16 protein-coding genes are annotated in these 17131 nt (G+C 63.1%); 2 read left to right on the top strand and 14 right to left on the bottom strand.

The genetic code is table 11. The features are described 5' to 3' along the window. Nucleotides 1–5: 5 nt before the first annotated feature. Nucleotides 6–617, top strand: a complete 612-nt coding sequence (locus ACK2SD_RS09655) for a hypothetical protein (RefSeq protein WP_342651142.1) — start codon at nucleotides 6–8, stop codon at nucleotides 615–617. Nucleotides 618–672: 55 nt separating this feature from the next. On the opposite strand, the gene ACK2SD_RS09650 is transcribed toward ACK2SD_RS09655, so the two are convergent. The 9 genes from ACK2SD_RS09650 to ACK2SD_RS09610 all read right to left on the bottom strand — a co-directional run bounded on the left by ACK2SD_RS09650 (nucleotide 673) and on the right by ACK2SD_RS09610 (nucleotide 7610). Next, nucleotides 673–1281 carry an START domain-containing protein gene (locus ACK2SD_RS09650; protein WP_412461982.1) on the bottom strand — a complete coding sequence of 203 codons (609 nt, stop codon included), beginning with the start codon at nucleotides 1279–1281 and terminating at the stop codon, nucleotides 673–675. 28 nt (nucleotides 1282–1309) lie between these two features. Further along, on the bottom strand, nucleotides 1310–1564 hold the full coding sequence (locus ACK2SD_RS09645) for a YkgJ family cysteine cluster protein (protein WP_029612058.1): 255 nt from the start codon (nucleotides 1562–1564) through the stop codon (nucleotides 1310–1312). A gap of 107 nt (nucleotides 1565–1671) precedes the next feature. Beyond that, entirely contained in the window at nucleotides 1672–2196 is a 525-nt protein-coding gene (locus tag ACK2SD_RS09640) for a hypothetical protein (RefSeq protein ID WP_412461981.1), read from the bottom strand. A gap of 45 nt (nucleotides 2197–2241) precedes the next feature. Further along, on the bottom strand, nucleotides 2242–3684 hold the full coding sequence (locus tag ACK2SD_RS09635) for a PLP-dependent aminotransferase family protein (protein WP_039578677.1): 1443 nt from the start codon (nucleotides 3682–3684) through the stop codon (nucleotides 2242–2244). A gap of 157 nt (nucleotides 3685–3841) precedes the next feature. After that, nucleotides 3842–4654, bottom strand: a complete 813-nt coding sequence (locus tag ACK2SD_RS09630; protein ID WP_039578680.1) for an OmpA family protein — start codon at nucleotides 4652–4654, stop codon at nucleotides 3842–3844. Further along, nucleotides 4651–5004 carry a DUF4398 domain-containing protein gene (locus ACK2SD_RS09625; protein WP_029612056.1) on the bottom strand — a complete coding sequence of 118 codons (354 nt, stop codon included), beginning with the start codon at nucleotides 5002–5004 and terminating at the stop codon, nucleotides 4651–4653. Before ACK2SD_RS09625 ends, ACK2SD_RS09630 begins: the two co-directional genes overlap by 4 nt. A gap of 9 nt (nucleotides 5005–5013) precedes the next feature. Beyond that, the gene (locus ACK2SD_RS09620) at nucleotides 5014–5835 is read right to left on the bottom strand and encodes a substrate-binding periplasmic protein (protein ID WP_295485107.1); all 822 of its coding nucleotides are present in this window, start codon (nucleotides 5833–5835) and stop codon (nucleotides 5014–5016) included. A gap of 94 nt (nucleotides 5836–5929) precedes the next feature. Beyond that, nucleotides 5930–6859, bottom strand: a complete 930-nt coding sequence (locus ACK2SD_RS09615; protein ID WP_295485105.1) for an electron transfer flavoprotein subunit alpha/FixB family protein — start codon at nucleotides 6857–6859, stop codon at nucleotides 5930–5932. A 1-nt stretch (nucleotide 6860) separates the two neighbouring features. After that, complete coding sequence (locus tag ACK2SD_RS09610; RefSeq protein ID WP_116888555.1) at nucleotides 6861–7610, bottom strand: electron transfer flavoprotein subunit beta/FixA family protein; 750 nt, start codon at nucleotides 7608–7610, stop codon at nucleotides 6861–6863. A gap of 544 nt (nucleotides 7611–8154) precedes the next feature. Here ACK2SD_RS09610 and ACK2SD_RS09605 point away from each other — a divergent pair. Beyond that, a complete protein-coding gene (locus ACK2SD_RS09605) occupies nucleotides 8155–9819 on the top strand; it encodes an electron transfer flavoprotein-ubiquinone oxidoreductase (RefSeq protein WP_412461980.1) in 1665 nt (554 codons plus the stop codon). A gap of 87 nt (nucleotides 9820–9906) precedes the next feature. On the opposite strand, the gene ACK2SD_RS09600 is transcribed toward ACK2SD_RS09605, so the two are convergent. From ACK2SD_RS09600 to ACK2SD_RS09580, 5 genes are all read right to left on the bottom strand, one after another. Continuing rightward, on the bottom strand, nucleotides 9907–11718 hold the full coding sequence (locus tag ACK2SD_RS09600) for an ABC transporter ATP-binding protein/permease (RefSeq protein ID WP_317872420.1): 1812 nt from the start codon (nucleotides 11716–11718) through the stop codon (nucleotides 9907–9909). 120 nt (nucleotides 11719–11838) lie between these two features. Further along, nucleotides 11839–12042, bottom strand: coding sequence for a formate dehydrogenase subunit delta (locus ACK2SD_RS09595; protein ID WP_029612051.1), 204 nt, complete (start codon nucleotides 12040–12042; stop codon nucleotides 11839–11841). Further along, nucleotides 12039–14927 (bottom strand): formate dehydrogenase subunit alpha, encoded by a 2889-nt coding sequence (gene fdhF, locus ACK2SD_RS09590; protein WP_317872419.1) that lies wholly within the window; start codon nucleotides 14925–14927, stop codon nucleotides 12039–12041. The genes ACK2SD_RS09595 and fdhF overlap by 4 nt, the downstream gene beginning before the upstream one ends. Beyond that, nucleotides 14924–16474: a formate dehydrogenase beta subunit gene (locus ACK2SD_RS09585; protein ID WP_412461979.1), complete on the bottom strand. Its 1551-nt coding sequence runs from the start codon at nucleotides 16472–16474 to the stop codon at nucleotides 14924–14926. Before ACK2SD_RS09585 ends, fdhF begins: the two co-directional genes overlap by 4 nt. Continuing rightward, nucleotides 16471–16953: a formate dehydrogenase subunit gamma gene (locus ACK2SD_RS09580; protein ID WP_039578702.1), complete on the bottom strand. Its 483-nt coding sequence runs from the start codon at nucleotides 16951–16953 to the stop codon at nucleotides 16471–16473. The genes ACK2SD_RS09585 and ACK2SD_RS09580 overlap by 4 nt, the downstream gene beginning before the upstream one ends. Nucleotides 16954–17131: the final 178 nt, after the last annotated feature.

The following is a 17131-nucleotide window of genomic DNA, read 5'->3' as shown; positions in this document are numbered from 1 at the left end:
ACATCATGGACGACCACCCAAGCGATCTCTATCGAGTAGCCGAGGCAATTGTGTCCGTACCCTGCTCGATCACCGCCATGGACCGACAGGACATACTGGACAGCCTCTTACTGGCACAACTCTACGCCAGCCGGCAACATGACGCGCTCGAGGCCGCCAGCGAATGGGCGACGACGTGCCTGACAAGCCTGAACAACCTTCACTGGGGACTCATCTCGTCTTTTCACAAGGCCAAGACACTCACCGATGCTTTCAGCGTCAAGTCAGTGATAGAACACGCTGCCACTGTAGAGGTGCTAGACCGCCTATCAACAGAGGCGAGACAGACGATGCATACCTACAGCACGCGACAGCGCAGCGGCCTGTTTCAAGTGAAGCTGGCGATCGTTCGGATCACCGCGCGGGACCGCTTTAACCTGATGAGCCTACTCTTCAACTGCGCGCCATCACCTGAGTATGACTGGATCAACCAGCAGCACTATGCGTCGCTACAGGCCCCTGTAGTCGCCAAATTGAACGAAGCAAGCTTCAGCCAGACGGCCGACTATGCCGACGTCAGGATGAAAGTCGTAAAAGCCTTGGGCGCTCAGCGACTGAAGGAGATTCAATTGCTGTAAACCACATGCCTAACGGAACATCCGCCCCGCGCGATGGGGGCGGATTTCTCTTCGATCAGCGCGCTTCAGCCCGCTCGCGCAACGCCTTGAGCGTATTGAACGGCGCCTCGACCACGAACTTGTTGGCCAACCATGACGGCACGCTGCCGCCCGGCTCCGTGTGCACCTGATAGGTCACCTCGGTACTGTCACCCTTGGGCACCAGCTTCCAGAAGCCTTCCACCTGGGCCACTCGCACGAAGCCCTTCTCTTCAGGCAGGTACTTGGGCTCACCTTCGAGTTTGCGCATCAGGCTGCCGTCCGCTTCCTGCACGGTGGTCACATGAAGGATCGAGTCACGCGGCGTCACCGGCCACGGCGTATTGAACTGCGTATAGGTCCAGCTCTGGTCGCCCTCATGCTTGAGCAGCTTTTGTGACTTGCATTCATGCACCCACGCGCAAGAGCTCGCCACATCCTCCTGCAGCGCCTTGATCTTGGCCAATGGCGCCTTGATGACGGTGACCCCACGATAGGCCTTGTACTTCGAGCCAGCCACTTCGCTGAGGGACACCTGAATGCCCTCCTCGTCCTTGGCCACTTGCCAGTTCTCCGCCCAGGCTACCGGCGCCAGGAGAACGCCCATGCCACACAGCAAAACAACGCGCTTGATCGATCTCATCATCTTGTTCCTTTTGTCGAAGAGCCCAATGTCACGCCGCCGTCATTCGCTCCAGCCAGCCGATGATCCTGATCGCCTCGTCGCGATCACTCCCACAGATGTCCACCTCAGCCTTGAATCCGGCACAGACTTTCGGCCGCTCGGGCTTGCCAAACAAAGCACAGAGGTTATCCAAGGACAAATGCAAGCAGCGCTCGCCTGCCGGCTTGCCATGCGGCATTCCGGGTATCGACGAGCTGATGGACGGGGCGATGCAACAGGCACCGCAGCCCTCACGGCATTTCATGACAACTGCACTCCCTGGAGCAGAACGGGACGGACATCCCTGGATACTAACCGCTCAAACATACGTTTGAAATTGCCGACTCAATGAAATCCGCCGTGACTCGACAGTCAGTTACGGAATTCAAATTCGATGGCAGCGCCCTCCACGTCACGACGGCTGTCGTTACGCAACTGAAGCTGCATCTCATTGCTGATCAGCCTGCCATTGAGCTGGAACGGGCTGTCATCACCGGCAGACTTGTCGGGAAACATGGCAGGCAACAATGCCTTTCGGGGTGCAGGCGTGGAACCTACAGCCGGCTTGAGATTTCTCACCATATCGCTCGGCAGACTGAGGTCGAGCTTAGGATTGGGCAGCGGCTGGGTGGCAGCCTTACCGACGGACTTGCTCTTGGCCGCCTTGCGCTTGGCCTTGGCTGCCGATTTGCTCGGCGTCTTCGCCGGCTTCTTCGCGACCGGCTTGGCAGCCTGCTTGGCGGAAGGCGTGGCAGCGGCACCACCCGTCTTAGCCGACGCGGCCTCACTCGCAGCTGGCGCCTGCGCAGCATGCACCGCAATGCCGGGCCACAAGGGGCACGCTAGACACAATAGCAGTGCAGAAAGACGGAAGGCATTCATAGCGATCAAAGGCATGGCATCAAAATGCCTATGCTCCCCGTTAAACGCGCATATGACAAGCTAGAAAATGGCCATAGACGATTCTCGACACAACTGCTGGGCCAACAGCCCCAACGTCATGACTGCACGCTCGGCTTCCCTGTTCCAGGGAATCCCGCAGTTCAAGCGAATGCAGTGGTTGAACTGCTCGGTGTTGCTGAAGATGAGCCCGGGCGCGATGCTGATGCCCTGCTCCAGCGCCCGCACATGCAGCTCCTGGGTATTGACCCGCCCCGGAAGACTGACCCACAGAATGAATCCGCCCGTCGGCCGAGTCATCTGTGTGCCCTCGGGGAAATGCTGCTGTACCGCCAACTGATAGGCGCTGAGGTTCTTGCGGTATTCCTGGCGGATGAAGCGTAGATGGCGGTCGTAACCACCATTTTCCAGGTAGGCCGCCACGCCCATCTGCGTGACACTGCAGGCCGAATGGGTGGTGAAGGTCTGCAGTCGCTGGATCTCATCCTGATAGCGTCCCGGAATCATCCAGCCGACGCGCACACCGGGCGATAGCGTCTTGGAAAAGCTCGAGCAGTAGATCACCCGATCCAGTCGGTCAAAGGCCTTGAGGGCCTTGGTCCGGCCCTGTTCGAACATCAGCTCACCATAGATATCGTCTTCGACGATCTGAATATCGAAGTCCGAAGCCAGGCGCAGCAACTGCTTCTGGCGCTCCTCGGGCATGGTGCCGCCCAGCGGGTTGCTCAGGCGTGGCGTGAGCACCAGCGCCTTGATCGACCACTGGTTGGCGGCCAGTTGCAAGGCCTCCAGACTGATGCCGGTGGACGGGTCACTGGGGATCTCGATGACCTTCAGACCCAGCAGGTCAGCCAATTGCAGCAGGCCGTAATAGGTCGGCGATTCAGCAGCGATCAGGTCGCCGGGACGGGTCAACACGCGCAGCGACATCTGCAGCGCATCCACGCAGCCATGGGTGACGATGACCTCGCGCGGGTCGACCAGCACCCCGGCATCGCGCATACGGATGGCGATCTGCCGACGCAGCGGCTCGAACCCTGGGCTGAACATATAGCTGAAGGCGCGCGGGCTGTGGAAGCGAGTGACCTTGGCGATCTGCTGATGCAGTGCGCGCACGGGCAGGTAGTCCACGTGAGGGACCGCTGCGCCGAAGGGAAACACGCCGTCGCGGCGCGCTTCGGTCAACACCTGCTGGATGATACTGGCCCGCGTGACCAGCCCTGGACGCTCGACCCGCGCGATGTCGGGGGTCGGCGCAGTCAAGGCGGGCGTCTGGTGGACGTAATAGCCGGACTGCGGCCGGGCGCGAATCAGCCCTTGGTCCTCGAGATTGGCATAGGCCTGCAACACCGTGGCGTGACTGACGTTGAGCTGTGCGCTCATCTTGCGCACCGACGGCACCCGCTCACCAGGCTGGTAGACACCGCGACGGATGTCCTCGGCCAGTTGCTGGGCGATACGCTGGTACAACAGCAGATTGGTCATGGTGATTCTCGAGACGCGGACAGATTCGTTGTTTTTGTGCCACTCACAGTCCAGACAGAATACCGGAACAGTTGCAAAGTGTACTGGGACAGATCAGAGGATAGTCGCCGTTACAGTTGCGTGATAGCCAAAACAACCCGTTGCCGCGTCAACCGCCTCAGCGTGGCGGCGCAAGCCTGCCCTTGTCGTCGGAAAAGACGATCTCGACCCGGCGATTCTGTGCCCTGCCCCGCTCCGACGCGTTGACCTCTACCGGATACTGATCGCCGTAGCCCTGGACCTCGATGCGCTTCTCATCGATGCCCAGGTCGACCAGCATGTCCGCTACCGACTGGGCGCGATCGCGCGACAGCTTCAGGTTGTCTTCCGGCGTTCCGGTGCTGTCGGTATAACCCTCGATGCGCACCACGCGTCGCGGATTGAGTTGGAGGAACTGCACCAGCTTGAGCACGGTGCGGCTGGCCGAACTCTTCAACTGCGCTTCGCCGGTGTCGAACAGCACGTCCGACAGGGTCATGACCAGACCGCGCTCGCCCTGCTCGGAGGCCAGTGCGGCGATCTGCGATTCGACCCATTTGCCCTGCTGCTGAACACTGTCCAGTTTCGCCTCGCGCAACGCCAGTTGCAGACGCTGACGCTCCAAATCGAGTTTGGCCAGACGCTCCTGATTCAGCGCCAGGTTGGCATGCTCGCGGGCGATCTCGCTGTAGCGCTGGCTGAGATAAGCGTAATGGCGTACGTCACTGCCGGTGCCCACATAACCTGCCAGACGCTCGGCCCGCGCCAGCGATTCACCGGCGCGAATCACATCGCGCGGAGCACTGCGCAATACATCGGAGTCATCCTTGACCTTCTGCAAGGCGGTGGACGCATCGACCAACGCGGACTCACTGCGCTGGCTCGCGCAGCCCTGGAGGCCGACAAACGCCAGTAATACCAAGGTGGCAAAAGGCTTGAGGGTGCGATTCATGGCTGCACCTCCAATTGTTTGCGCAGACGCTTGACGCGCGCGTCAACCACCTTCAATTGCTCGGCGCTCTTTTCCGTCAGCACCTGGGCTTCGGCCAGGCGCGCATCCAACTCGGCCTGTTCGGCGCGCATGCGAGCGTCGCGAAAGTCCTGGCTGGTCATGTTGGATCTGGCCCGCGCCAGCTTGTCTTCCGCCAGCTTGAAGGTGTCGACCTGGTCGGTAGCGCCAACCGCCCTGGCCTGCTCAAGGGCTTGTTCGGACAGGCGCATCTGCTCATTGGGGGCCGGGTCATTGGCACACCCGGCGAGGCCGACGACGGCCAGGGCCAGGATCAGGGGTTGGGTTCTCACACAATCTTCCTACTGTTTGGGGGCGTCAGCGGTCATCTGCATCTGCGCCTTCCAGCGCTCCACGTTCTGTTGCAGCACCGCCTCGGAGGCACCAGAGACCGGCAATTCTGTCAGCTTTTTCGCCAATTGCCCACGCAACCAGGCGTCATTGCAGGCCGAGTTGTGGGACACGGCCAAGTACAGCCCAGGCCGGTCCACCACCAGGTCCCGAGCGATGAGGTCACTGCCCAACCCCAGACTCTGGATCATGGCCATGCCCGAATAGCGCCCGGCCAGCACGTAATCCACCTGGCCCAGCACCAGCTTCTGCAAGGCTTGAGTCAGGTTCTGCGAGGGCACCAGCTTGAGCTGAGCCTTGGCGAAGGCCTCGAAGGCCGGGGTCAGCCGAGCCTTCTCCGACACGCTGCCCTGGTAGCGGGCAAGGTCAGCTGGGCCGTCCAGCGTCACGGTTGCGTCATGACGGGTCCAGACCAGGTATTCATTGAGTTGCAGTGGCGGATGAATGTAGTCCAGCGCGGTCAGCTGAGCGACCTGCATGGGCGTATCCAGCAGCACGTCCATGCGCCCGCTGCGAACCTCTTCGAGCGCCTGATCCCGGCGTCCGGCGCTCAGTACTTCGACCTTCACGCCAAGCTCGCCTGCCACCTGGCGCAACAGGTCGACGTTGGCGCCGATCAAATGCCTGGGGTCTTTCGGGTCTTGCCAGGAGTAAGGCGGCGCGTCCGGGCTACCGGTCGCCACCAGCTTCTCGCATTTGCCAGCCGCCATCGCCTGCGAAGCCGTCACGGCCATCATGCACATCAGCCAGCGGCCGGATTTGCCCAACTTCATTGCCCTCTCCTTGACCACACCGCACGGACCCACCATAAAAAAAGCCCGACCCTCAAGGCGAGGGCCGGGCTTCTTTATAAGTGAAGCGTCTGGATCAGACCAGCTTTTCCAGCTCCGGCACCGCCTCGAAGAGGTCGGCGACCAGACCGTAGTCGGCCACTTGGAAGATCGGTGCTTCCTCGTCCTTGTTGATGGCGACGATCACCTTGGAGTCTTTCATCCCCGCCAGGTGCTGGATCGCGCCGGAGATACCGACGGCGATGTACAACTGCGGTGCGACGATCTTGCCGGTCTGACCGACCTGCATGTCGTTGGGCACAAAGCCCGCATCCACTGCAGCGCGCGAGGCGCCGACCGCGGCACCGAGCTTGTCGGCCAGGGTATACAGGTGCTTGAAGTTGTCACCATTGCCCATGCCACGACCGCCGGAGACGACGATCTTGGCGGCAGTCAGCTCCGGACGGTCGGATTTGGCCAACTCCTCGCCCACGAACGACGACTTGCCTGCATCGTGAGCGGCCGCGACCGCCTCCACAGCCGCCGAACCACCTTCTGCGGCCACGGCATCGAAGCCGGTGGTGCGCACGGTGATGACCTTGACCGCAGCGCTCGATTGCACGGTGGCGATGGCGTTCCCCGCGTAGATCGGGCGCTTGAAGGTATCGGCGGACTCGACCGCGATGATCTCGGAGATCTGGTCGACGTCCAGCAGTGCAGCGACGCGCGGCAGGATGTTCTTGCCATTGGTGGTGGCTGGGGCCAGCACGTGGGTGTAGCCGCTGGCCAGTTCCTGGATCAGGGGCGCGACGTTTTCTGGCAAGGCGTGGGCGTAGGCGGCATTGTCGGCCACCAGGACCTTGGCCACGCCCGCGATCTTGGCGGCAGCTTCGGCAATGCCGGCCACATTCTGACCTGCGACCAGCACGTGCACATCGCCACCGATCTTGGCCGCAGCAGCGACCGTGTTCAGGGTGGCAGGCGCCAGTGCGGCGTTTTCGTGTTCAGCGACAACCAGGATAGTCATTTCAGATTACCTTCGCTTCGTTCTTCAGCTTCTCGACCAGTTCGGCCACCGACTTGACCTTGACGCCTGCACTGCGGGCAGCCGGGGCTTCGACCTTGATGGTCTTGGTGGTGGAGGCAGTGGACACGCCCAGCGCGTCCGGCGTGACGGTCTCCAGCGGCTTCTTCTTGGCCTTCATGATATTGGGCAGCGACGCGTAGCGTGGCTCATTCAGACGCAGGTCGGTGGTGACGATCGCCGGCAGCGCCAGCGCGACGGTCTGCAGGCCGCCATCGATCTCGCGGGTGACGTTGAGCTTGTCGCCAGCCACTTCGACCTTGGAGGCGAAGGTGCCCTGGGCGTAGCCCGTCAGCGCAGCGAGCATCTGACCGGTCTGATTGTTGTCGCTGTCGATTGCCTGTTTGCCAAGGATGACCAGTTGCGGCTGTTCCTTGTCGACGATGGCCTTGAGCGCCTTGGCCACGGCCAGAGAGTTGAGCTCTTCGCCGGTCTCGACCAGGATGGCGCGATCAGCGCCCAGGGCCAGGGCAGTACGCAGTTGCTCCTGGGCGGCGGTCGGGCCGACGGCGACGGCGACGATCTCGGTCGCTACGCCCTTCTCTTTAAGGCGCACGGCTTCTTCAACGGCGATTTCGCAGAAGGGGTTCATGGACATCTTGACGTTTGCAAGGTCGACGCCGGAGTTGTCCGCTTTGACGCGAACCTTGACGTTGTAGTCGACCACTCGTTTGACAGCTACAAGAACCTTCATGGATTCCTCGTTACTCTCCGGTGAAAAGAATGTCGCCTGGGGCGTGCCCGGCGAATGCGCGTGGGTACAAGGACACCTCTGAAAACGTTCCGGGGGCGAGGAAATTTGCCGTGACCACCGAGTCTCGTGGCGACCCGGAAGGCAAAACCCTCGGGTCATTTCCTGTCGTGCCGTGTAGACTTCACTACACGACGGGTTTTGGCCGGAAAACCCTGCTCCACGCCTGGCTTTTAGAGGTGCACCTGCGCCCGACGATCAGCCTACGGCGAGCGTAAAACCGCTCGTATCTTGACCGTAACACCCAATCGGGTCAATACGGCAAATCGGCCAGCCTCCAGCCGTACACCTGTGATTTTACTGGGCTGCGGCATATTCAAACAAACGTTTGTATTGGACCCGCCAAGTGGTGTAGATATAATGCGCGGCCAAGACAATACGGTGTAGTCCGCCTCTGGCACGGCTACCGCTGCCCCCACCGTGAGCGGGCATTCGAGACACCCATAAGACAAAGCAAACGCGACGAGCCTTGAGTAGGAGAGAACCTGTGGAACGCGAATACATGGAATTCGACGTGGTCATCGTCGGCGCAGGTCCGGCGGGCCTGTCCGCCGCCTGCCGCCTGAAGCAGAAGGCCGCCGAAGCCGGTAACGAGATCAGCGTCTGCGTGGTCGAGAAAGGCTCCGAAGTGGGCGCCCACATCCTCTCTGGCGCGGTGTTCGAGCCCCGTGCGCTGAATGAGTTGTTCCCCGACTGGAAAGCCCTCGGCGCGCCGCTGAACACCGAAGTCAAACGCGACGACATCTATGTGCTCAAAGACGCGGGCAGCTCGGTCAAGGTGCCCGACCTGTTCGTGCCCAAGACCATGCACAACCAGGGCAACTACATCATCTCGCTGGGCAACCTGTGCCGCTGGCTGGCGCAACAGGCCGAAAACCTCGGCGTGGAAATCTATCCAGGCTTCGCCGCCCAGGAAGCGCTGTTCGACGACGCCGGTGTGGTGCGCGGCATCGTCACGGGCGATCTGGGCGTGGACCGTGAGGGCAACCCCAAGGAAGGCCTGTACACGCCGGGCATGGAACTGCGCGCCAAATACACCCTGTTCGCCGAGGGCTGCCGCGGACACATCGGCAAGCAACTGATCAAGCGTTTCAACCTGGACAGCGAAGCCGATGTGCAGCACTACGGCATCGGCATCAAGGAAATCTGGGAGATCGACCCGAGCAAGCACGAGCAGGGGCTGGTGGTGCACACCGCCGGCTGGCCGCTGGACGTGGTCAGCGCCGAAAACACCGGCGGCTCTTTCCTCTATCACCTGGAGAACAACCAGGTAGTGGTCGGCCTGATCGTCGACCTCTCCTACGCCAACCCCTACCTGTCGCCGTTCGACGAATTCCAGCGCCTGAAACACCATCCAGTGATCAGCCAATACCTCGAAGGCGGCAAACGCATCAGCTACGGCGCGCGCGCCATCTGCAAAGGCGGCCTGAACTCGCTGCCCAAGATGGTGTTCAACGGCGGCGCGCTGATCGGCTGCGACCTGGGCACGCTGAACTTCGCCAAGATCAAAGGCAGCCACACCGCGATGAAGTCCGGCATGCTCGCCGCCGACGCGGTGGCCGAAGCCCTGCTGGCCGGTCGCGAAGGCGGCGACACCCTCGATCGCTATGTCGAGACGTTCAAGGCCAGCTGGCTGTATGAGGAACTGTACGCCAGCCGTAACTTCGGCCCGGCCATGCACAAGTTCGGCCCGCTGTTCGGCGCGGCGTTCAACTACGTCGATCAGAACTGGTTCGCTGGCAAGCTGCCTTTCACCTTGCGCGATACCAAGCCGGACTACGCTTGCATGAAACTTGCGGCCGACTCCACCCGGATCGACTATCCGAAACCCGACGGCAAACTCAGCTTCGACAAACTCAGCTCGGTCTTCCTCTCCAGCACCAACCATGAAGAGGAACAACCCTGCCACCTGAAACTGACCGATCCAAATGTGCCGATCGCCACCAACCTGCCACTGTACGACGAGCCCGCCCAGCGCTATTGCCCGGCAGGCGTGTACGAGGTGGTCACCCAGGAAGACGGCAGCAAGCGCTTCCAGATCAACGCGCAGAACTGCGTGCACTGCAAGACTTGCGACATCAAGGATCCGTCACAGAACATCACCTGGGTCACCCCCGAAGGTGCTGGCGGGCCGAACTACCCCAACATGTAAATTCGCCTCCAAGCAAAAGCCCCCAGACAGCGATGTCTGGGGGCTTTTGCTTGGAGCGCTGAAAAGTCCTGCGCAACAGACCGACATTCAGGACAGTACGACCGCCTCCTGCTCGACCATCGCCCAACCACCCCGCCCATCCAGCTCCAGACGGTGGCTGTGAAAGCTCGCCAAGGTACTGCGGTGACCGACGCTGACCAGCAGTGTTTCCGGCATCTCGCGACGCAGCATCGAGTACAGCGCATGTTCGAGCCCCTCGTCCATCGCCGAGGTGGACTCATCGAGAAACACCACGTGCGGCTGATTGAACAACACCCGCGCGAAGGCCAGACGTTGCTGCTCACCGATCGACAGAATGCGCGACCACTCTCGGCTTTCCTCCAGCCGCTCGGCCAGATGCGCCAGGCTCACATGACGCAGCACCTGCTGCATTTTCGCGTCCTGCTCCGGGCTCGAGGGCGCTGGATAGGCGATGGCAGCGCGCAGATCGCCGAGCGGCAGATACGGTCGCTGCGACAAGAACAGTGCCAAGTGCCCAAGCGGCCGTCCGACCTGACCTTCGGCATAGGGCCAGAGGCCAGCCAGCGCTCGCAGCAGCGTGGTCTTGCCACTGCCCGATGGGCCCTTGATCAGCAGCGCCTGTCCAGCCTGCAGGTGCAGGTCAAGGTCGGCGATCAAGCGCTGCCCATCAGGGCGACACACCTGCAACCCTTCGATGGCCAACGCACGCGACAACTCGCGAGTCGTGAGTTGCGGCAACGCTACGGCCTGGCGGTTGGCATCGACGAAGCCGGTGAGACGGTCCAGGGTGGCGCGGTAGCTGGCAAAGGTATCGTAGGACTCACGGAAGAACGACAGCGAATCCTGTACCTGTCCGAACGCCTGCGCGGTCTGCATCACATCGCCGAGCTTGATGGCCCCACTGAAGAAACGTGGGGCCTGGAGGATGAACGGAAACACCACCGCCACTTGCCCGACGCCGAGGTTGAAACCATTGAACTTCAGCGTCCGCCAGACCAAGGCCCAGACATTGCCGATGAGTGCGAAGAAGCGACCCAGCAGGGTCCCGCGCTCGACCTGGGCACCTTGATAAAAGGCCACGTTCTCGGCGTTTTCACGCAGGCGCATCAGTGCATAACGAAAGTTCGCCGTGAGTTTCTCGTTGAGAAAGTTCAGCCGGATCAATGGCTGGCCAAGACGGAAGGCGATCCAGGTGGCAATCAGCACATAGAGGTAGACCGCGAACACCATCGCCCGCGGCACCTCGACACCCGCGACCGCAAGCGGTGCCGACAGCCCCCAGAGAATGCTGGTGAACGCCACCAGTGATACCAGCGCGCCGACCGCCCCCAGCGCCAGCGACACCGAGCCGGATACGAAGGCACTGATGTCCAGCTCGATACGCTGGTCCGGGTTATCCACGGATTGCTCGAGGAACTGCCCACGATAGTAGGCATCCCCCTGCATCCAGTCGGCCGTCAGGCGTTCGGTCAGCCAGACGCGCCAGTGGATGTTGAACGATTGCGTGACGTAGTAGCTGAACAGCGCGCGTGCCACATGAATGCTCGCCAGCACGGCGAATACGCCCAGCAAGTACCAGAAGGCGCTCTGATCCAGGCTCTGCAAAGCGTCGTAGAAGCCGTTGTACCAGAACGAGAACAGCACGTTCATGCGCACCGCAAACAGCGTCAGCAACAGCAACAGCGCGAACATCGACAATGGCCGCCAACTGCGCCTGAAATTGAAGTAAGCACCCGCCAATTGCCAGAACTGCTGGCCCCAGCGGGTAAAACGCACCGCCAGCACAGCGGCGCCGATGAACGCGACGACAGTGATCGAAAAGGCGAATGCCAGCCAGCTCAGGCTCTGTTGCAGGGCCTGGTGCCAGTTCATGTCCATAGGAAAAGTCCGCGGCGAGAATTTACCCGAGCCTAGCACCGGGCGCGCCGAGGGAAGATGACGGAGGTTTCATGTTCGAGGGGAGCCGCCCTGTCAGCGATCAGGGCGGCTCTGTACCGACTAGCTCAACGCTTCGCGCACTTTCGAATCCAGCCCCTCCCCCGCATGGGCCTCGATCCACTCACTCAACTGGCGACGCATCGCCGGGGTCCAGAAGCTCTGCAGGTGCTGCCTCACCCCCTGCACGGCCAAGGTGCGATCCGGCTCACTGTCGAAGTAGTGGGCGATCTGGTTGGCCATCTTGACCAGGCTGTCATTGCTCATCGACGCACCTCGGCTTTCTCCTGCCCCTCGGCCTGACGCCGCTCCTTGAGCAGGCGCTGTTGTTCGTCACTGAAATGCTGGTAGCGCTTCTGCCACTCCGACGGCTGGAACACGCGCACCACCTCGACCGCAGTGACCTTGTACTCCGGACAGTTGGTCGCCCAGTCGGAGTTGTCGGTGGTGATCACGTTGGCGCCGGACTCGGGGAAGTGGAAGGTGGTGTAGACCACCCCCGGTGCGACCCGCGCACTCACCCGAGCGCGCAGGACACTCTGGCCGGCACGGCTGCCCACGCCCACCCAGTCGCCGTCACTGATGCCACGGCTTTCCGCATCGCTGGCGTGAATTTCCAGGCGGTCCTCGTCATGCCAGGCGACGTTGTGGGTACGCCGAGTCTGCGCCCCGACGTTGTACTGGCTGAGAATACGGCCGGTGGTCAGCAACAGCGGATAGCGCGCGTTGACCTTTTCGTCGGTCGGTACGTAGCCGGTAAGCATGAAGCGGCCCTTGCCACGCACGAACTGATCGATGTGCATGGTCGCCGTACCCTCGGGCGCCGCGTCGTTGCAGGGCCACTGCAGGCTGCCGCGGCGCTCGATCTCGGCGTAGCTGACGCCATGGAAGCTGGGCGTCAGACGGGCGATTTCATCCATGATCTCGGAAGGATGACGGTAGTCCATGCGATAACCCAAGGCGTTGGCCAGGGCCACAGTGGCTTCCCAGTCGGCCTTGCCGGCCATCGGCTCCATCACTTTGCGCACCCGCGAGATGCGGCGCTCGGCGTTGGTGAAGGTGCCGTCCTTTTCCAGGAACGAACTGCCCGGCAGGAATACGTGGGCAAACTTGGCGGTTTCGTTGAGGAAGATATCCTGCACCACCACGCACTCCATGGCCATCAGGGCGGCAGTGACGTGCTGGGTGTTCGGGTCGCTCTGGGCGATGTCCTCGCCCTGGCAGTACAGTGCCTTGAAGCTGCCATCGAGCGCGGCTTCGAACATGTTGGGGATGCGCAGGCCCGGATCGGGCTGCAGGGTCACGCCCCAGGCCTGCTCGAACTCGGCGCGCACGGTCTCGTTGGAGATGTGCCGATAGCCCGGCAGCTCGTGGGGGAACGAGCCCATGTCGCAGGAGCCTTGCACGTTGTTCTGGCCGCGCAGCGGGTTGACCCCGACGCCTTCGCGGCCGATGTTGCCGGTGGCCATAGCCAGGTTGGCGATACCCATCACGGCGGTGCTGCCCTGGCTGTGCTCGGTGACCCCAAGGCCGTAGTAGATCGCCGCGTTACCGGCTTCGGCGTACAACCGGGCCGCCGCACGGATCTGCTCGGCGGGCACACCGCAGACCGGGCCCAGCACTTCGGGCGCGTTCTCCGGCAAGCCGACGAATTCGCGCCAGCGAGCGAAGTCCGCGCCTTCGCAGCGCGCCTCGATGAACGCCTGATCGAGCAGGCCTTCGCTGACCAAGGTGTGGGCCAGGGCGTTGAGCATGGCCACGTTGGTGCCTGGACGCAGTTGCAGGTGCAACTCGGCGCGGGCATGGGGCGAATCGACCAAGTCGATGCGGCGTGGATCAATGACGATCAACTTGGCGCCCTGGCGCAGCCGACGCTTGAGCTGGGAGCCGAACACCGGGTGCGCATCGGTAGGGTTGGCACCGATCACCAGGATCACGTCCGCTTGCATCACCGAATCGAAGCTTTGGGTACCGGCCGACTCGCCCAGGGTCTGCTTCAGGCCATAGCCGGTCGGCGAATGGCAGACCCGAGCGCAGGTGTCGACGTTGTTGTTGCCGAAGGCAGCACGCACCAGTTTCTGCACCAAGTACGCTTCCTCGTTGGTGCAACGGCTGGAGGTGATGCCGCCAATCGAATCGCGCCCATACTTGAGCTGGATGCGCCGGAACTCGCTGGCCGCGTAGCTCAGCGCTTCCTCCCAGCTGACTTCCTGCCAGGGATCTTCCAGGCGCTTGCGAATCATTGGCTGGGTGATACGGTCCGGATGGGTGGCGTAGCCCCAGGCGAAACGACCCTTGACGCAGGCGTGGCCGTGGTTGGCGCCGCCATTCTTGTCCGGCACCATGCGCACCAACTGATCGCCCTTCATTTCCGCCCGGAATGAGCAGCCGACGCCGCAATACGCGCAGGTGGTGATCACCGCGCGCTCCGGCTGACCGATCTGCACCAGGCTCTTTTCGGTCAGCGTCGCGGTCGGGCAGGCCTGGACGCAGGCACCGCACGACACGCACTCCGAAGACAGGAAGTTGTCGCCACCGGCCGCCGCCACCCGCGATTCGAAGCCACGGCCGCTGATGGTCAGCGCGAAGGTGCCTTGAATGTCTTCACAGGCGCGCACGCAGCGGCTGCAGACGATGCACTTGCTCGGCTCGTAGTCGAAGTAAGGGTTGGAAACGTCCTTTGCCTCGGTCAGGTGATTGGCGCCCTCATAGCCATAACGCACCTCGCGCAGGCCTACCTGGCCGGCGACGGTCTGCAGCTCGCAGTTGCCGTTGGCCGAACAGGTCAGGCAGTCCAGCGGGTGATCGGAGATGTACAGCTCCATGACATTGCGCCGCAGGTCGGCCAGGCGCGGGGTCTGGGTGCGCACCACCATGCCGTCGCTGACCGGCGTGGTGCACGAAGCCGGGTAGCCGCGCATGCCGTCGATCTCGACCATGCACATGCGGCACGAGCCGAAGGCTTCCAGGGTATCGGTGGCGCACAGTTTGGGAATGCTGGTGCCCAACAGCGCCGCCGCGCGCATCACCGACGTACCGGCCGGCACGCTGATGGCACGGCCGTCGATGTTCAGGCTGACCTGCACCTCGCTGTCACGGGCAGGCGTGCCCAGGTCCATGTCGCTGTTGGCGGGGTCGAAGTAGTTGATCATTGCGCGGCCTCCGGGCTGGCCAGACCGAAATCGGCAGGAAAATGCTTGAGGGCGCTGGCGACGGGATAGGCGGTCATGCCGCCCATGGCGCACAGCGAGCCGTATTGCAGGGTGTCGCACAGGTCACGCAGCAGATGCGCCTGGTCCTCACGGGCAGCCGAATCGCTGCTGGCGATCAACCGGTCGACCACTTCCATGCCGCGGGTCGAACCAATCCGGCAGGGGGTGCACTTGCCGCAGGATTCCTCGGCGCAGAACTGCAGGGCGAAACGCGCCATGCTGGCCATGTTCAGGGTGTCGTCGGCTACCACCACGCCGCCGTGGCCGATCATCGCCCCCATGGCAGCGAAGGCCTCGTAGTCCAGCGGCGTATCGAACTGCGACGGCGGCACCCAGGCGCCCAGCGGCCCACCGATCTGCGCGGCTTTCAACGGTCGGCCGCTGGCGGTGCCGCCGCCATAGCCCTCGACCAGCTCGCGCAGGGTCAGGCCGAATGCGCGCTCCACCAAACCGCCATGACGGACGTTGCCGGCCAGTTGGAAGGGCAAGGTACCCAGCGAACGGCCCATGCCAAAGTCGCGGTAGAACGCCGCGCCCTTGGCCAGGATGATCGGCACCGAAGCCAGGGTGAGCACGTTATGCACCAACGTTGGCTGGCCGAACAAGCCCTCCAGTGCCGGCAACGGCGGCTTGGCGCGAACGATGCCACGCTTGCCCTCGATCGACTCCAGCAGTGCGGTCTCTTCACCGCAGATATAGGCACCAGCACCGACCCGTACCTCCAGCTCGAAGGCCACGCCGCTGCCGTTGACGTCCAGGTACCCCGCCTCGCGGGCCAGGATCACGGCCTCGTTGAGCGCAGCGATGGCATCCGGGTACTCCGAGCGCACGTAGATATAGCCCTTGCTGGCACCGACGGCCAGGCCCGCGATGATCATGCCTTCGATCAGCAGGAAGGGGTCGCCTTCCATCAGCATGCGGTCGGCGAAGGTGCCCGAGTCGCCCTCGTCGGCGTTGCAGACGATGTATTTCTGCGCCGCCGGCGCCTGGCGCACGGTGCGCCACTTGATGCCGGCCGGAAACGCCGCCCCGCCCCGCCCCCGCAGCCCCGAGTCGAGCACGGCGGCGACCACCGCGTCACCGTCCAGCAACGCCGCTTGGCGCAGGCCCTCGAAACCGCCATGGGCCGTGTAGTCGTCCAGCGACAACGGCCGGGTGATGCCGGCGCGGGCGAACAGCAGGCGTTGCTGGGTCTTCAGGTAAGGGATCTGCTCGACCGGGCCGAGCGCCAGCGCATGGGTGGCGTCGCCGGTCAACGCGTCCAGCAGGCCAGGCACGTCCTCGGCACCTACCGTTCCGAAGCCCAGGCGGCCTTGCGGGCTGTCCACCTCCAGCAGCGGCTCCAGCCAGTACAAGCCACGCGAACTGGTGCGGCGGATCTGCAGCGGCAGTTGCCGGCGTGCCGCTTCGCTCTCCAGGGCCTCGGCCACCTGGTCGGCGCCCACGGCGCGGGCCAGCGAATCACAGGGAAGGTGCAAGGTGATCATGCGCCTGCCTCCGTCATGCAGCCCTGGACCAGCGCCCGCAGGCGCTCAGGGGTGAGTCGGGCGTGCACCTGACCGTCCAGCTCCAGCGCCGGTGAACAGGCGCAGGCACCCAGGCAGTACACCGGGCGCAGGCTAAGCGCGCCATCGGCGCTGGTGCCGTGATCGTCCAGACCGAGCTGCTCGCGCAACTGTGCGGCCAGGGCCTCGGCGCCCCGGCTCTGGCACGACTCGGCGCGGCACAGGCGCAAGGTGTGGCGCGCCGGCGGCGAGGTGCGGAAATCGTGGTAGAAGCTGATCACCCCACGCACCTCGGCCAGACTGAGGTTCAAGGCGTGGGCGATCTCGGGAACGGCGGCGTCGGGCACGTAGCCCAAACCGTGCTGGATGGCATGGAGGATCGGCAGCAACGCGCCCGGCACCTCCTTGTGGCTGTCCAGTACGCGGTGAATCAAGGGCAGGTCAAGCGTCTCATCAGGCATGCAGCGGACCTCGGCAACCCGGCGTCGTCGCTCCATGCAGACGGACGTCCGGCGGTGTTCTGCTGTGGCGTGCCGGGCCTGTCACGGTCACAGGATCACGGCCGCCCTCCTCGTCCGTGCCGGTGCGTCTGTGCGCACCTGGTCTGCGGACATCCTGATAAGCATGGCACCGATAAGG

Origin of the sequence: Pseudomonas sp. SC11 (assembly GCF_047039205.1) — a bacterium.
Lineage (GTDB): Bacteria > Pseudomonadota > Gammaproteobacteria > Pseudomonadales > Pseudomonadaceae > Aquipseudomonas > Aquipseudomonas boreofloridensis.
This window is presented reverse-complemented; position numbering and strand designations above follow the sequence as displayed.

Bases quoted from the DNA above. Each gene is read 5' to 3' on its own strand.
- ACK2SD_RS09610 (WP_116888555.1), bottom strand. From the start codon at position 7,610: ATGAAGGTTCTTGTAGCTGTCAAACGAGTGGTCGACTACAACGTCAAG.
- ACK2SD_RS09600 (WP_317872420.1), bottom strand. From the start codon at position 11,718: ATGGACATGAACTGGCACCAGGCCCTGCAACAGAGCCTGAGCTGGCTG.
- ACK2SD_RS09580 (WP_039578702.1), bottom strand. From the start codon at position 16,953: ATGCCTGATGAGACGCTTGACCTGCCCTTGATTCACCGCGTACTGGAC.
- ACK2SD_RS09630 (WP_039578680.1), bottom strand. From the start codon at position 4,654: ATGAATCGCACCCTCAAGCCTTTTGCCACCTTGGTATTACTGGCGTTT.
- ACK2SD_RS09615 (WP_295485105.1), bottom strand. From the start codon at position 6,859: ATGACTATCCTGGTTGTCGCTGAACACGAAAACGCCGCACTGGCGCCT.
- ACK2SD_RS09585 (WP_412461979.1), bottom strand. From the start codon at position 16,474: ATGATCACCTTGCACCTTCCCTGTGATTCGCTGGCCCGCGCCGTGGGC.
- ACK2SD_RS09655 (WP_342651142.1), top strand. From the start codon at position 6: ATGGACGACCACCCAAGCGATCTCTATCGAGTAGCCGAGGCAATTGTG.
- ACK2SD_RS09645 (WP_029612058.1), bottom strand. From the start codon at position 1,564: ATGAAATGCCGTGAGGGCTGCGGTGCCTGTTGCATCGCCCCGTCCATC.
- ACK2SD_RS09620 (WP_295485107.1), bottom strand. From the start codon at position 5,835: ATGAAGTTGGGCAAATCCGGCCGCTGGCTGATGTGCATGATGGCCGTG.
- ACK2SD_RS09595 (WP_029612051.1), bottom strand. From the start codon at position 12,042: ATGAGCAATGACAGCCTGGTCAAGATGGCCAACCAGATCGCCCACTAC.
- ACK2SD_RS09650 (WP_412461982.1), bottom strand. From the start codon at position 1,281: ATGATGAGATCGATCAAGCGCGTTGTTTTGCTGTGTGGCATGGGCGTT.
- ACK2SD_RS09640 (WP_412461981.1), bottom strand. From the start codon at position 2,196: ATGCCTTTGATCGCTATGAATGCCTTCCGTCTTTCTGCACTGCTATTG.
- ACK2SD_RS09635 (WP_039578677.1), bottom strand. From the start codon at position 3,684: ATGACCAATCTGCTGTTGTACCAGCGTATCGCCCAGCAACTGGCCGAG.
- fdhF (WP_317872419.1), bottom strand. From the start codon at position 14,927: ATGATCAACTACTTCGACCCCGCCAACAGCGACATGGACCTGGGCACG.